Origin of the sequence: Laceyella sacchari, assembly GCF_024927925.1 — a bacterium.
In the GTDB taxonomy this organism is placed as follows: domain Bacteria; phylum Bacillota; class Bacilli; order Thermoactinomycetales; family Thermoactinomycetaceae; genus Laceyella; species Laceyella sacchari.
Genome location: NZ_CP103866.1, coordinates 1,661,264 through 1,675,559, shown reverse-complemented (window position 1 = coordinate 1,675,559; position 14,296 = coordinate 1,661,264). Strand labels below are relative to the sequence as shown.

Annotated in this window: 14 protein-coding genes and 1 pseudogene; 7 read left to right on the top strand and 8 right to left on the bottom strand. The window is 47.9% G+C overall.

From position 1 onward, the window contains the following. Positions 1–138 precede the first annotated feature (138 nt). Positions 139–546, top strand: a complete 408-nt coding sequence (locus NYR52_RS08355) for a helix-turn-helix domain-containing protein (RefSeq protein WP_157053458.1) — start codon at positions 139–141, stop codon at positions 544–546. Positions 547–623: 77 nt separating this feature from the next. Next, positions 624–1,178 carry a thioredoxin family protein gene (locus NYR52_RS08350; protein WP_259436702.1) on the top strand — a complete coding sequence of 185 codons (555 nt, stop codon included), beginning with the start codon at positions 624–626 and terminating at the stop codon, positions 1,176–1,178. Between the two features lie 64 nt (positions 1,179–1,242). On the opposite strand, the gene NYR52_RS08345 is transcribed toward NYR52_RS08350, so the two are convergent. Continuing rightward, a complete protein-coding gene (locus tag NYR52_RS08345; protein WP_259436701.1) occupies positions 1,243–2,013 on the bottom strand; it encodes a 4'-phosphopantetheinyl transferase family protein in 771 nt (256 codons plus the stop codon). Between the two features lie 202 nt (positions 2,014–2,215). On the opposite strand from NYR52_RS08345, the gene NYR52_RS08340 reads away from it, so the two are divergent. Next, positions 2,216–3,142 (top strand): DMT family transporter, encoded by a 927-nt coding sequence (locus tag NYR52_RS08340; protein WP_259436700.1) that lies wholly within the window; start codon positions 2,216–2,218, stop codon positions 3,140–3,142. 89 nt (positions 3,143–3,231) lie between these two features. Here the strand turns inward: NYR52_RS08340 and NYR52_RS08335 are convergent. From NYR52_RS08335 to NYR52_RS08325, 3 genes and pseudogenes are all read right to left on the bottom strand, one after another. Continuing rightward, positions 3,232–3,566: pseudogene (locus tag NYR52_RS08335) on the bottom strand (antibiotic biosynthesis monooxygenase family protein). Positions 3,567–3,648: 82 nt separating this feature from the next. Beyond that, positions 3,649–4,794 (bottom strand): serine hydrolase, encoded by a 1,146-nt coding sequence (locus NYR52_RS08330; protein ID WP_259436699.1) that lies wholly within the window; start codon positions 4,792–4,794, stop codon positions 3,649–3,651. 141 nt (positions 4,795–4,935) lie between these two features. Next, positions 4,936–5,244, bottom strand: a complete 309-nt coding sequence (locus NYR52_RS08325; RefSeq protein WP_132220373.1) for a hypothetical protein — start codon at positions 5,242–5,244, stop codon at positions 4,936–4,938. Between the two features lie 217 nt (positions 5,245–5,461). On the opposite strand from NYR52_RS08325, the gene trhO reads away from it, so the two are divergent. Continuing rightward, entirely contained in the window at positions 5,462–6,364 is a 903-nt protein-coding gene (trhO, locus tag NYR52_RS08320; RefSeq protein WP_132220371.1) for an oxygen-dependent tRNA uridine(34) hydroxylase TrhO, read from the top strand. A gap of 58 nt (positions 6,365–6,422) precedes the next feature. On the opposite strand, the gene NYR52_RS08315 is transcribed toward trhO, so the two are convergent. Next, entirely contained in the window at positions 6,423–7,616 is a 1,194-nt protein-coding gene (locus tag NYR52_RS08315; RefSeq protein ID WP_259436698.1) for an McrC family protein, read from the bottom strand. Further along, entirely contained in the window at positions 7,613–9,352 is a 1,740-nt protein-coding gene (locus NYR52_RS08310) for an AAA family ATPase (protein WP_259436697.1), read from the bottom strand. Before NYR52_RS08310 ends, NYR52_RS08315 begins: the two co-directional genes overlap by 4 nt. A 250-nt stretch (positions 9,353–9,602) precedes the next feature. Here NYR52_RS08310 and NYR52_RS08305 point away from each other — a divergent pair, with 250 nt between their 5' ends. After that, complete coding sequence (locus NYR52_RS08305; protein ID WP_259436696.1) at positions 9,603–10,106, top strand: GNAT family N-acetyltransferase; 504 nt, start codon at positions 9,603–9,605, stop codon at positions 10,104–10,106. A gap of 66 nt (positions 10,107–10,172) precedes the next feature. On the opposite strand, the gene NYR52_RS08300 is transcribed toward NYR52_RS08305, so the two are convergent. After that, entirely contained in the window at positions 10,173–10,952 is a 780-nt protein-coding gene (locus tag NYR52_RS08300; RefSeq protein ID WP_259436695.1) for a hypothetical protein, read from the bottom strand. A 211-nt stretch (positions 10,953–11,163) separates the two neighbouring features. On the opposite strand from NYR52_RS08300, the gene NYR52_RS08295 reads away from it, so the two are divergent. Further along, on the top strand, positions 11,164–12,240 hold the full coding sequence (locus NYR52_RS08295) for a tyrosine-type recombinase/integrase (RefSeq protein ID WP_022739073.1): 1,077 nt from the start codon (positions 11,164–11,166) through the stop codon (positions 12,238–12,240). 138 nt (positions 12,241–12,378) lie between these two features. Beyond that, positions 12,379–13,002 carry a transcriptional repressor LexA gene (gene lexA, locus NYR52_RS08290; protein WP_022739072.1) on the top strand — a complete coding sequence of 208 codons (624 nt, stop codon included), beginning with the start codon at positions 12,379–12,381 and terminating at the stop codon, positions 13,000–13,002. A 55-nt stretch (positions 13,003–13,057) separates the two neighbouring features. On the opposite strand, the gene NYR52_RS08285 is transcribed toward lexA, so the two are convergent. Beyond that, entirely contained in the window at positions 13,058–14,242 is a 1,185-nt protein-coding gene (locus NYR52_RS08285) for a pyridoxal phosphate-dependent aminotransferase (RefSeq protein WP_259436694.1), read from the bottom strand. Positions 14,243–14,296 lie beyond the last annotated feature (54 nt).

Sequence of the window (14,296 nt, the reverse complement as noted above, 5' to 3'; positions counted from 1 at the left end):
AAAGCGTTTCCCTCTTACCGCAATTATTTGTTTCATAATTAAAAATATAAAAAGAACCTTTATTTCATATTTATAATTATCTATGTGACTATAAATATGATAATATAAAAATTGAAAACTTTCATGCAAGGAGGGTGGATGATGAGGTTGATCCCCCGAATTAATAGTATATTAAGTAAACGACGTGAGGAAGGCTACAAAATCTATGGGCAAGTTCCCAATCAAACCTCTCTCGCGCGGGCGCTGGGCGCCAGGAAACAACAGGTCTCCTTGTGGGCCAGAGGCGCGGCGATCCCACGGCCCGAAGCCATTTTCCACATGGCTCACCTCCTGAATGTGCGCCCTGAAGAATTGTATGAATTCGTCCCACCCACAGAAGAAGAGCAACTCGCTCTCATCGACGAATTTGAAACCAAAGAGCGCGAAGACACGATTCGCCGCAAAGAGAAGAAGATCAATGAGTTGCGCGAAAAAGGCTTGAGTGAAGACGCCATCCAAGTCAAAATCAAAATGCTGGGTTTGACCAAATACGACGATGCAAAGTAGGTAGATACATAAATTGCACCGCTATATGTATGGTATAATGATGCACAGGTTCACAGTGACAGGAAGGAGGATTCACTTTGGCATTAACTGAATCCAATATGTTTCCGCTGGGGGCGACAGCGCCATCTTTCACTTTGCCTGATGTCGTTTCCAATCAAGAGGTGTCTCTCGAAGCGCTGAAATCCGATGTGGCCACCGTGATCATGTTCATCTGCAACCATTGTCCATATGTCAAGCATGTTCAAAAACAATTGGTGCAATTGGCCAACGATTATTTGCCCAAAGGAGTCGCCTTTATCGCGATCAGCTCGAATGACGCCGTACAATATCCCGAAGACGGCCCAGACAACATGAAAAAGGTGGCAGAGGAGTTTCAATACCCCTTCCCCTATCTTTACGATGAATCACAACAAGTGGCCAAAGCTTATCAAGCCGCTTGCACACCAGACTTCTACATTTTCGACGGGAAACTATCATGTGTATATCGCGGGCAACTGGATGATTCCCGGCCGGGAAATGGTTTGCCGGTTACCGGTTCCTATATCCGCGCTGCGTTGGACAGCATCTTCAACAACGAACCGATCCAGGTGCAACAAAAACCCAGCATTGGTTGCAACATCAAATGGAAATGATCTTCACAACAAAAGAGGTCACCCCACCAAGGTGACCTCTTTCACATTACTTGAACAAATAAAATCAAACACCGCGCAATCCTTTTTCGGTCAGCTTATCCTGCCAGCGAACCAACACTTCCCTTCCATCATACAACCGCACGCCATCCACTTGGCCGATCACAGCCACACACCCTTCTGTATGTTCATCCAAAGCGAGTGGATAGCAAGTGATTTCCCCCACCATTTCCGGTCGATCCTGCCAAGCCAACAACTTGGGCGCTTGATCGGCCGGATTCACTTGCACCTGTTTCAAAGAGACAGTCAAACCATCGCCGGTCGCTTTGACAATGGCCTCTTTTCGCGTCCAATAGCGGTAAAACCCACGAATCCGCATGTCTGGAGGCAAGGTAGCCCACGCGGCCTGTTCTGCTTCGGACAAAGACATTCTCGCCATGCCGTCAAGATCCGATTCCCGATTGATCCTTTCAATATCTACACCAAAGGGGTACAGAAGCGAAATACCCAGTACCACCCATTTCCCAGAATGGGAAACACTCAGCTCAATTGGTTGCTCATCTGGACGTACCACCCTCGGCTTGCCGTGTTCCTCCCCGCAACTTGGACAAGCCCGCGTCACTGACACATCTGAGGGGTTGGTGTCAAACAACTCCGCCAACAACAACCGCAGCAACCCATAGGAAAAAAGTGCGCGAGCCCGATCCTCCTGCTTACGAAACGACCGATATCTATTTACTTCCCGTTCGCTCATGACCTTTTCCAGGAACAAAGGTGCTTCTGTGATTGGCACTTTCCACAGGTGAATAAAACGGGAATCCAGTTTTAAAGAGCTCATTTGCGATATTTTGCCACCTTTGCCAATTTTACTTCATATTGCAATGCATTCTTATTAAAATGCAGCCCTCTGATTTTGCATTTCAACCAATTTCATTTTGAATTATAATATAAAAATATGAACATTTCACCATTCTGCCTCGCTCTATCACGGGGCAATGAAGACATATCTTCTCCATATGGCGATAAGCCGAGGTGACAACATGATGAAAACACGCAACCGTTATCAACGGGTCAAAGGTTACGGCTTGGTTTTGATCGCCGCCAGCTTGTGGGGTATCTCAGGTGCCGTGGCGCAAAATTTGTTCGAGTCGGCCCGCGTCTCTCCTGAGTGGTTGGTAGTGATCCGCCTTCTGATCTCGGGTGTTTTACTTCTTTCTTTACTGGCAATCAATAAGCCAGAGGTTCGCATTTGGTCAATTTGGAAACAACGCCACGATCGCCTGCGGTTGCTTTTGTTTGGCCTTGCTGGCTTATTGGGCGTACAATATACCTATTTTGCGGCTATTCATGCCTCCAACGCCGCTACCGCCACTGTGCTTCAATACTTGGCTCCCACCCTAGTGGTTCTTTTTCTTGCGGTGCGAAGCAAAAAACGGCCCGGTTTCGCGGAATTGGTTGCGGTGATCCTCTCGTTCACAGGCACGCTACTTTTGGTCACGGGCGGCGATCTTGGACAACTTTCCATTTCGCAAGCCGCACTGTTTTGGGGAGTTGGCTCTGCAATCGCGTTAGCCTTTTACACGATCCAACCTGCATCTTTACTCGCCCAGTGGGGAACTCCCCTCATCATTGGCTGGGGTATGGTAATCGGCGGCGTGGGCTTTTCCTTCGTCCACGCACCGTGGGACATCGAGGGGCAGATCACCGTTTCAGCACTTCTCTCTATCGCATTTATTATCATTTTCGGTACATTGATCGCATTCACTTGTTATTTAGAAAGCTTAAAATACATCCGGCCGGCTGAAACGAGCATTCTCGCCAGTGCAGAACCGCTGACAGCCGTCGTGCTGGCAGTCATCTGGCTTCATGTCCCGTTTGGCTGGGTTGAATGGCTGGGTACCTGTTGCATCGTGGCAACGGTATTTATCCTCTCATTTGAAAAAAGAAACATCGGGGAACAGCTCTGATGTTTCTTTTTTCGATTCAATCTGCAAAGCAAACCAGTTTATATTTTTGATGTGGCTGCAACCTCATTAACCTTTACTTCACTTCCGTTCTACTCCATCCCATACTCTCGCTCCACTTTGGCCACGCGAACAGTATAGTTCGCATACCACTCCGCCTTGCCTTGCTCTTATGCAATCTGATGTGCTGCATGACCTTTCCATGCACGCATCGCCTCTTCCGATTCCCAATAAGACACCGTAATGCCAAATCCATTAGCAATCCGGACACTTTCAATCCCTAGAAAACCGGGTTGCTGTTTGGCGAGTTCCACCATTTGCTCAACCATTTTCCCATAACCCTGATCTTCTCCTTCCGTACGGACTGAGGTGAAGATTACAATACAGCATAATTTGGGGGAGTTGGTCGATTTGACGAATGAGTCATCCTGCTACTACCTTTCTCCATGGAGTATGATGAACCATGTCAATATTCTTATTCAAGCTTTACACATGCTCTGCCACCCGTACTACGGTTTGAGCATATTCAACTCTTTTCTAAACTGAGGGTCTGTCATCACCCTCAAGTCAAATTCATTCAGATGAGCTTGCAATTGACTTTTTTCCTCTGGAGTCAAGTTGTTGAAAAAGATCGCTAACTCAGTTTTGTTTCCTTGTCTATCAGTGGCGTAAAAAGCCTGTGTCAAAATGTACAACGTGGATCCGCCTTTTAATCCAGCGTGTGAGAGCCATTCTTTGTTTCCCGGGATTTCCATTATCTGCTCCATCACCGGAATCAAATGCTTGTATGTTTTCTTCGGATAATATGAGCGGTTGTTAAGCTTTTTCATCACCGAAACATATTCACTTGTAGTAGATGAAATAAATCGGTCTGAATACATACGGTCCAACTCGATATCATACCAAGAAGCGATATCCGCTTCTTTTATATACCGTTGATCCCGATCATGCATGAGTTGGGTAAAGACCTTCTCAGCCCAACGGCGATGCTCTTGCAATGACATTCTACGCATCTTCTTTTTGATTTTAGGCATGGCGTCTTGGATCGATTGACCTGAATAATCCGTTTTCCATATTTCATACGGAATCAAAAGAGATGAATAGAACGGATAAATGGGTTGATGCTTGTTTAATCCCAACTCTCTTAACGTTTGGTTAATTTGATTAATTGACAGCCGTTCCATCAGATATTCGGTATTGGCATTCGAGCTGAAACTAATCATGCCTTTGGCCACTTCTTCCAACGGAACCTTTCCGTTGATAATTAAATTGTTATCTTTCAAATGTTGCAACCATTGTGCTTGAGCGCCGCCATCTAAACCTGGGATCGCATACTTGTCCAATTCGGTTAAAGGAATCCGCTCATTGGGATTGATTTTGCCTTTTGCAGCTTGTTTAGCGTATGTAACGGCAACAATGATTTTAACGGTGCTGGCCAAAGGCATCAGCTTGGATGAACGGTACTTGACCACATCTTTTCCATTATATGTAACTGCCAACGAAGATTTGTGCGGATTCTTTTTGATGAATTGCAAGATTTGGCGAGCGCCATCCTCTTCCTTGATCGCAGGGCTCGCCGCTTGAGCTATGTTTGCAAACGCCACGGTGACAAGCAAAGAAGCGGTTAAACACAGATGCCAAACCTTTCTCAACATTGTTTCACTCCATTCGCAATATATCGTAATTTTATCTCGCAGAGAAAAGGGGGAAAAGCTCCCCCTCTGGTAACCAGGATGTGTCTGACAAATTAAGTGAGTGGGGAAGAAACGGCGGAAAATCCTTGTTTCGAGGCAACCTCAAATGCCACTGCTGCAACTGCTACCGCCGCAGCTGCTGCTACTGCAACTGCTACTACTGCAATTACTCCCACCATCACTGTAATCACTGCCGGAATGGCCATCATGGTGGTGATCGTTTTTGTCATCTTGATCATCAGTATCAAACAGGAAAAAAGGCGTCGGACTCGATGCAGAAGAGTAATAGGCGCGGCCACCACGTTGCCTTTTTCGCTTTTTCTTTTTCTTCACATTCATCCAGATAATCAATCCGATGATACCAAACCATATCAAAAAAAAGGAGTTAAACATAATTTCTATGAGTTCCATTGCACTATGCTCCTCTCTTAGGGTATCCAACTCTGCAAGCCTGCCACGCTGCCATAGCCCTTAACAAACTGAGCATAGTACTATTTTCCTTTTTAACAGCAAGCGCAAACCTGTATGTGTGCTTGCTTGGCAAGTTTGGCGATCTTGACATTCTGTTGTATACTATTAGGCAGGTTGTTTTCTCAGGAATCATGGAAAGGAAGCAGGTGGATCAAACATGACCACACCACAAAACGATTATCGCATTCTCTTATATTATAAATATGTTGAAATCAAGGATCCCATCGCTTTCGCAGATGAACATCGGGCCTTTTGCCAAGAGTTGGGAGTAAAAGGCCGCATCCTTATCGCATCAGAAGGGATCAACGGCACACTGTCCGGCACCGTCGAGCAAACAAAACGGTACATGGAGTATATGCACGCCCATCCACTGTTCAATGATATGCCGTTTAAAGTGGACGAATATCATAAACATGCCTTTAAAAAGCTGTTTGTACGCCCGAAGAAAGAATTGGTAACCTGGCGGCTGAAAAAAGACGTGAAACCTTACCAAAAAACAGGCAAACGCTTGACACCGAAAGAATTCTACAACATGTTGCAGCGTGACGATGTGATTGTCATAGATGGGCGCAATAATTATGAATACGACTTGGGACACTTCCGCGGTGCGATCCGCCCTGACGTGAACACCACCCGTGAATTCCCAGAATGGATTCGTAACAACTTAAAAGATTACAAAGATAAAACCATCATCACTTACTGCACGGGCGGCATTCGCTGTGAAAAATTGACAGCCTTTATGTTGGAAGAAGGCTTTAAAGATGTCTACCAATTGGATGGAGGCATTGTCACCTACGGCAAAGACCCCGAAGTCAAAGGGCAACTGTGGGATGGCAAGTGCTATGTCTTTGACGAACGGATTTCGGTGCCAATCAACCAAGTGGAGGAAACTATTGTCGGGAAATGCTATCACTGCGGCAATCCGACAGACCGTTACATCAACTGCGAATACGACATGTGCCACAAACAACACCTTTGTTGTGATGCATGTGAAGAAATTCATCAAGGATACTGCTCCAAAGAATGTGTGGAACAAGACATGATCAAATACGAAGCGTAATCCAGTATACAAAACGGCCTCTTCTCTATATGGGAAGAGGCCGTTTTTATATACACGCTCAGCTTTTTTCAATCAGCGCTCGCATAAATTGGTTGCCGGCTTGATCTAAGTCGCCATCTAGCGGGAAATTCAACACGCTGACCTGAATGCCGCTCACTCCCACAGTCAGCTTGGCCGTCCGCGCCCCGCCCGGATAGACGAGCACCGCTTCTTTGCACCCTTTGGCAGCGGCATAGGCCGTCAATTGAAACAAGTCGGCATTCTTTGGTTCACGATCCCGTTTGTATTTAAGATCAATCAACCAATGGACAGTCCACGGTTCGCGTCGATAAATAAGCGCATCCATCACCCATGCCCGCTTGGAAGAAATGGATGCCGCCTCTTGCGCGACCAATTGAAACTGCTCAGGTAGATTCCGTTTCAACCACTTCGTGACAAACCGTTCGTATAAACGAGGCATGTTAAGCACAAAAGGAGTAACAATACGATCACCACGCATATGCGATGGGCCTGATGTATCCAACAAAAACTGGCATAATGTATGCATCGGCGCGTAATCCCAATTTAGCCGGTGATAATGTCGGTTCACGCAATCCGCTGCCGTATACCGCCTCAAAGAAACGCCTGCCTCCATAGCTTGATAAGCTTTGCGCACAGCAGATAATACCTCAGGCCGTTGACAATAGCCACTCTTTATCACGTGATGCAACGTCCACAGAATGATTTGATTCTCCTCGTTGTCTACAACCATTTCTTCAAACGCACATGCGAACCCCGGCCTAGCTGGATGACGCGGGTAGTCCCCCGCTCGCCAACGCCCCCTGATGTATGGCAAAACTTCTTCTCTGGCCACATATACCTGATAAAACCCCTGTCGCGCCCGATGCAACACTCGGACAGCCAGTGACTCCACCACTTGCTCATAAAAGCCAGACAAAGAAGCTACCTCGGCTCGCCCTTCAAAGAGGCGCAAGCTATTCAGACCATAGGCCACCTCCAGCATTTGAAACAAATTGGTTACCGGAACCTTGGGCTGCACATATATGCCCCTTCCCCCCGCAAGCGGCATATAGCCGACCCATCCTTTCGCTCGGATTCGCCAGCGATTGTTTGTTTTAGGTGATGGAAATTCGACATCCAACCACGGAGAGTACCGTAGGCAGATCTCCTCCCCCACTTCCGGCGGCAACTCCTCATGTCCACATTCACAAGCCGTTTCCTCCTCCAGCTCCAGCCATTTCACGTTGCTCATGGAAGGAGGCGTCCTTTCACCCGTTCCCAAGAGTACGATGCGACTGTATCCGGTTGATCAAACAACACGTCCTCCAAGTAGGGTTCAACTTCCCATCTCCATATCTCTTCCAATTCCTCAGCAAGATTCTCCACCATAAAATAAGAAATTCCCAGTGCGAAGGAAGGCTCGCCCACCCGCTCATTGATTTCCTGTAACAATGGAATCAGCCTTTCAACCTCATTGCCCCGGGGGTGGTGGAACTGGCGCAGCTGTTCATACTGTGGTGACAATCGAATAAAAGCGAACCGTCGGCGCAAGGCTACATCCAACAGTGCGATGGAACGGTCAGCCGTATTCATCGTGCCGATCAGCCGCACACCTTTCGGAATGGAAAATCGATTTCCACCAGCCAACGGAATTTCGGTTTCCCTATATTCCAAAGTGAGCATAAGCTCTCCTAGCACGCGGGGCAGATGAGCACGATTAATTTCATCAATGACCATCACACATGTACCACCACAACGCCGGGCCCGCTCACAAAATTCCAAAAAGCGCCCCGGAACCAGCTCCACCTTTTGCTTGCCGTCTTCCGCCACCGCCGGGCGAATCCCTTGGATGAAATCTTCATATGCATAGTTGGGATGAAACTGCACCATCTCATAAAAGCCATTCCCCTCGCTCGTAAGCAAACGGGCCAAGCGTTCAGCGACATACGTTTTGCCCGTGCCCGGAGGCCCTCCAAAAATTACTTGGCCTTTGCGATGGATGGCACGAAGCCAATGTTTTACTTCTTCTTCAGCATAGCCAGTGTCTGTACAAAAATCGGCCAAGCTGTAACGTGGGGCGACCTTTGCCTTCATCCCTCTCCGCTCGGACAAGGCCAACCGCAAGAGTTGTTGGTATTGTGCAAGGGTCGCCTGGAAATTAGTCCCTTGCATGCCGACTTTCAACCCCGCCAATACCGGATCTGCTTCCGTCGTCTTCCGTAAAATGGGGGTTGCGGTCAAATCTAAGTCAATCTCTATTTCACATCGGTCCTGCGCTTCCGGTGAGTTATCCACATGAAAATATTCCGCTTCCACCATCTCCTCCCATCCTTTAAACACCTCTGACTGCACCGTCGCCAGGGCGTAACATCCCGCTTCACTCCCTGTCATCCACAAGATCACCTTGTCGCCCTTTTTGATGCGTTGCTTATGAGCTGTCACTTTCCACGTCTTCAAATGATTTCGCCGTACCGCTTGTTTCAAATCATAAAAGCGAGGATTGCATTGAAATACCCAGTGGCGAGGGCGCGCAAATAGCATGCTCACCTCTGGTTGTACGGTGCGAATCCTGTGTAAAACATCAGCGGGGATGAGATACGTGCCGCCAGGCGGAGGATCAGTGCATTCCACACAAGCGGCAATCAATGCATCCAACAACACGGGTGGATGCTCTTCAAACTGTTTTATGTACACTGTCACCGGACGGCCGCTTTTGGGGGCCTCGTCTACCAATAACAACACTTCCTTGATTTGATGCTTTGTGCCGCAGGTGTGGCACACGAGCAGATCACCGGATTGGATCTGTTGGATTATCGGGTCGAATCCAGGTTTCGCAATGGACAAGCGGCTGATTTTTCTTTCAACGGGCTCCTCTGCAAAAGTGGACGACTCCATCAACCACACCTGCCTCCACTCTTCTGACGGAAGCGGATTCATTCGCGACTTGCCCTCCGCTCCCACGTTCCGTCCACGATGCTGTGCACTCATCCTGCCTCAACTCTCCCATCCGTTTCTCAAGTATCTCAAATGAGTTAGCAAGAACATTTTAAATTAAAACAACTCCATGCTCAAACAAAGAATCATCCGTTTTTGAAACATCTGGTGGGGTATACCATGCCAACAAATGCAAATTTCCTTGTCACAACCAATTAAAGCCAATAAAATCAAACTGAACGATCGGTGGAATATCAACCATTTGATCACCAGGCATGAAACATCTTGTCACAGGAGGCTAGTCATGTCGTTCATTCATCTTTCCCTCGATCTGACCACTATTGATCCTACAGCAATCACTCCAAAGCCGCTTGAACCGCCGTACCATCTCTTCACGCTCGCGCAGGCGGGAGACAACGAAATAACCAGACGCTCCCTCTATCCATTAGTGCGTGAAGGAGTGTTGGATGACCCTGGATGTTGTAGCGAGGAGTTTGAGAGGTACGAAGACTTTGTCACACGCATTTATCCAACCTCTTACTGGCTACACAGGGAAACGACTTTGCTCATCTCACATGGCCAAAAGTGGATCGCGCTAAGCACGCTGGCCATTGATGGGACGCTCGCCCGCACAGGGCTGACGGTCGTGTCCAAAGCATACCGGGGCACTGGAATGGCTACGATCTTAAAACAGCATTTGCTTCATATCTGCTTGGCCAAAGGCGTGCAACGGGTGGAAACCCGAGTCGCCCATATGAACAAGCCCATGCTCGCAATCAACACCAAATTGGGCTTTGTGGCTTGTTAAGGTTGTTTGTCTGCTGGTTTTATGACAAAGGCTCTTACCTAAAAGTAAGAGCCCTTGTCATATATCCTATTTGATTTGTTTGGCCTCATTCTTGACGTTGTCCGGCACGTCTACTTGGTTCGCACCTGCTTTTTTCCATGTCATCTTCATGTCGATTTTATTCTCGGGATAATAAGTTTCCATCCAAATTTCTTTCACTTGATATGTCTTCTTGTCTATTGTCAACTTTTGGCGCATCTCCATCAATTCAATATCGGTTGGAGCCGGATTTTCCTCATTGGGAAATAGACTGTACGCCTCCAGTTTCCGCAAGCGCTCTTGCAAGGCTAGCCGTTCAGTTTCCGGTGCTTTCCACTCCAAGCGGAAGACATTCCCATCATCCGTCAATTCGATATCGCCTGAATATTTTTTGGTATAAGCCAAATATCGGGGCAGATGCGGAAGATAACCGGGAAGTGGATAGATTTGTACGATGTAAGGCAAGTCCATGGCCGCATAAGAATACCATTTCGCTTCCGATGTCACCATCACTTTCTCATAAACATCATTTCCGCTGACATACCCTTCCAAGGGAATTTGCATGCCTTCATCTAAACCGGAAATATGCATCTTGTTTTGAGCGAAATCAGCCGCTGCTGTCGCATAAAACCCGTTTCCCTCCAAGCGGTATGTATTTTGCGGATTTTCTTGCAAAACCCGCTCCGCTTTTTCCACAATCTCGACAATCTGTTTCGTCGCTTGTCCCGGAGCAATGGTCGTTCCGTCCCCAAACGTAAACGAACTGCAACCAGTCAATCCCACTACCGCTACCGCCAATGACAACAACGCCCATCGTTTTATGAGCAAGAAAGGCACCCCTTTCACAAGGATTGCTGACATCTTGCATCATAACATGAACAGGGAGAAAAACCCACCCTTTGCCCCTCCCGCTGATGAAAAACATGGTAAAATGGGAATGGTTGATCGCCCTTTCACGCCATATTCGGCTTGCGGACTTGTTGTTTCCGTCATGCTAGCCTGATCGCCAACATATGTACTTGCCAGGGGGTGAACCACCATGATTGTGTCGCGCAAACTACCAGAAAGCATTAATCGAATCGTAGGCCAATTTCCAGAAGAAGTGCAAGATTTCTTCTTGGAGATGATCAGTGCCGACCGCTCTAAACAAACGATAGCCAATTATGCTTATGACTTTGCGCTTTTCTTTGATTTTTTAACGACGCGCGGCAAAACCATCTACCAAGTTGACGCCATGACCCTTAAACGGTTTTTCCGTCATATTGAAAACGGGTATGAGCGCACCGTACATATTAAAATGAAGAAAAAAGATCCCACCACGGGAGAAATGAAAGAAGTCTGGGTAGAACGCACACATTTCCGCGAAAACTCGCGCAGCGGCAAACAGCGCAAACGCGCATCCCTCCGCTCGCTGTTCCGGTTTCTGGTGAAATCCCATGTTCTCGACCGCGACCCGATGGAAGAATATGAGGATGCGACGCTCAAATCACGCGCCCGCTCCAAAGTGCCAGTATTTCTGACCAAGGAGGAAGCACTCAGGCTCATCCAAGCAGTTCATCTCTACCACCAAAAGAAAAACACCAAAAGCCCCAATTGGATTGAAACGCGGGATCTCGCCATCATCCTGATGTTTTTAAACACAGGTATGCGCGTTTCCGAGTTGATTAACCTCAATCTGAATAGCATTCAAACGGATGGGCAAGTGTACCGCATCATTATCATCGGCAAAGGCGGCAAAGAACGCATGTTGAAATTAAACGGCAACGCGATGGACGCCCTCAAAGCCTACTTGGAACGGCGACCCAAAGATCCGGTTCCGCCAGAACACCAATACGCCTTGTTCCTCAATAAAAATTACCAACGGATCAGCCGCAAAGGCATTTCCGAAATCATCAAGAAATACGTACGCGAAGCCAATCTACCACCCAAAGCCGCCAATATCTCTCCTCACAAATTGCGCCACACGCTAGCTACTCTGCTCCTCTCCAACGGCGAAAATTTGCGTGTGGTACAGGAGATTTTGGGCCATTCCAGCATCCAGACCACCCAAATCTATACCCACGTCATCAACACCGAAAAAGATGACGCACTGGATCGGTTGGATCGCATGCTGTGATCAGTGGTTTCAGGCGTTTTTATACCGATTCAAGAACAAACATTCTACCAAATGTTTGTTCTTTTTTCTTTCTTCATGTATACTAAGAATAAGATAAAAAAGGCTCGTGAACGCTTACAATCAGGGGAGATGAAAAACATGAGCAAACTTTCTCCACGCCAGCAGGCCATTCTTAATTACATACAAAAAAACGTACTCGAAAAAGGATATCCACCTTCAGTGCGCGAAATTGGCGAAGCAGTTGGCCTCGCTTCCAGCTCCACCGTCCACGGTCATCTGGCGCGGTTAGAAAAAAAAGGTTATATTCGGCGCGATCCGACAAAACCACGCGCCATCGAATTGCTTAAACGGACTGAGTTGCCTACTAAAGCCCAAGTGGACACCGTTTTTGTCCCTATCGTCGGCAAAGTAACCGCGGGTGAACCGATCACCGCGATTGAAAATATTGAAGACTATTATCCCTTGCCACGCCGCCTCGTCGGTGATGAACAGACCGTTTTCCTGTTATCCGTGCGGGGCGAAAGCATGATTAACGCCGGCATCCTTGATGGAGACCACGTGGTCGTGCGCCAGCAACCGACGGCCAACAACGGCGATATCGTTGTCGCCATGACCCCAGACGGGGAAGCGACCGTCAAGCGCTTCTTCCGGGAACCCGATCACATTCGCCTGCAACCGGAAAACGACCAGCTTGAACCGATTCGCTTGCCAGAAGTCACCATCTTGGGCAAAGTCATCAGCTTGATCCGCGAAGTGATGTAAACCTTGACTATAAGAAAAGCACTGGTGATCAATTCATCACCAGTGCTTTTTTGCTTTACGCCTGATCTTTTACAAACTTTTCAATGCGGTCAAGCGCTTGCTCCAACTGCTCCATGGAAGTCGCGTAGGAGATCCGAATATGGTCATTCGAGCCAAAACCGGAACCTGGAACTACGGCAACCAATGCTTTTTCCAACAACGCAGCAGACCATTCGTCAGGGTTTGCATACTTGCCGGAATGGTTCAATGCCTCGCGGATGTTGATAAAAGCGTAAAACGCCCCCGCCGGCATTTGGCAATGGAATCCGGGGATCGCATTCACGCGACGCACCACATAATCGCGGCGCTCTTTGAATGCCCGCTTCATTTCCGCCACCGGTTCATGTGTACCTTGGAGCGCGGCAATAGCGGCATATTGCGCGATGGATGTCGGGTTGGAGGTGCTATGATCAGACAGGCCGGACATCGCTTTAATCAGCTCTGCCGGTCCCGCCGCATAGCCAATCCGCCAGCCAGTCATCGAATACGTTTTTGACACCCCGTTGATGATCACGGTACGTTGATACAGCTCATCGCTCAAACTAGCTATGCTCACATGCTTTTCATCGCCGTAAATCAAATGCTCATAAATTTCGTCCGACACCACGAGAATATCATGTTTTACGCACACTTCCCCGATCGCGCGCAATTCCTCTGCGGTGTACAACATGCCGGTTGGATTGGATGGGCTGTTAAGCAACAACGCCTTGGTACGATCAGTAACAGCCGCTTCCAATTGAGCAGGAGTGATTTTGAACTGATTTTCTTCTTTGCCTTCTACAACCACCGGCACCCCTCCGGCCAGCTTCACCTGTTCAAGGTAGCTCACCCAGTATGGAGCAGGAATGATCACTTCATCCCCTTCATCCAACAAAGCTTGGAACAAGTTGTACAAGGCATGCTTCGCACCGACCGTCACGATGATTTGATTCGGCTCATAGGTCAGACCATTATCTCGTTTAAATTTCTCGATAATCGCCTGTTTCAGCTCAACCACACCACTGGAAGGCGTGTATTTCGTCAACCCTTTGTGCATCGCTTCCTCGGCCGCCTGCAGGATATGTACGGGTGTGTTGAAGTCAGGCTCACCCGCACCCAATCCGATCACATCATGGCCAGCTTGTTTCAATGCTTTGGCTTTGGCAGTGATGGCGAGTGTTGGGGATGGGGCCAATTGTTGAACGCGTTTGGATAATTTCAACGTGAGAACCTCCCTCTTCAAAACAAGATCCCATCCACATCATCTTATCATGGT

Excerpts from the sequence above, each read along its gene's own strand:
- NYR52_RS08325 (WP_132220373.1), bottom strand. The coding sequence starts at position 5,244 with ATGGAACTCATAGAAATTATGTTTAACTCCTTTTTTTTGATATGGTTT.
- NYR52_RS08305 (WP_259436696.1), top strand. The coding sequence starts at position 9,603 with ATGTCGTTCATTCATCTTTCCCTCGATCTGACCACTATTGATCCTACA.
- NYR52_RS08330 (WP_259436699.1), bottom strand. The coding sequence starts at position 4,794 with ATGTTGAGAAAGGTTTGGCATCTGTGTTTAACCGCTTCTTTGCTTGTC.
- NYR52_RS08295 (WP_022739073.1), top strand. The coding sequence starts at position 11,164 with ATGATTGTGTCGCGCAAACTACCAGAAAGCATTAATCGAATCGTAGGC.
- NYR52_RS08345 (WP_259436701.1), bottom strand. The coding sequence starts at position 2,013 with ATGAGCTCTTTAAAACTGGATTCCCGTTTTATTCACCTGTGGAAAGTG.
- trhO (WP_132220371.1), top strand. The coding sequence starts at position 5,462 with ATGACCACACCACAAAACGATTATCGCATTCTCTTATATTATAAATAT.
- NYR52_RS08355 (WP_157053458.1), top strand. The coding sequence starts at position 139 with ATGATGAGGTTGATCCCCCGAATTAATAGTATATTAAGTAAACGACGT.
- NYR52_RS08340 (WP_259436700.1), top strand. The coding sequence starts at position 2,216 with ATGATGAAAACACGCAACCGTTATCAACGGGTCAAAGGTTACGGCTTG.
- NYR52_RS08310 (WP_259436697.1), bottom strand. The coding sequence starts at position 9,352 with ATGAGTGCACAGCATCGTGGACGGAACGTGGGAGCGGAGGGCAAGTCG.
- lexA (WP_022739072.1), top strand. The coding sequence starts at position 12,379 with ATGAGCAAACTTTCTCCACGCCAGCAGGCCATTCTTAATTACATACAA.
- NYR52_RS08315 (WP_259436698.1), bottom strand. The coding sequence starts at position 7,616 with ATGAGCAACGTGAAATGGCTGGAGCTGGAGGAGGAAACGGCTTGTGAA.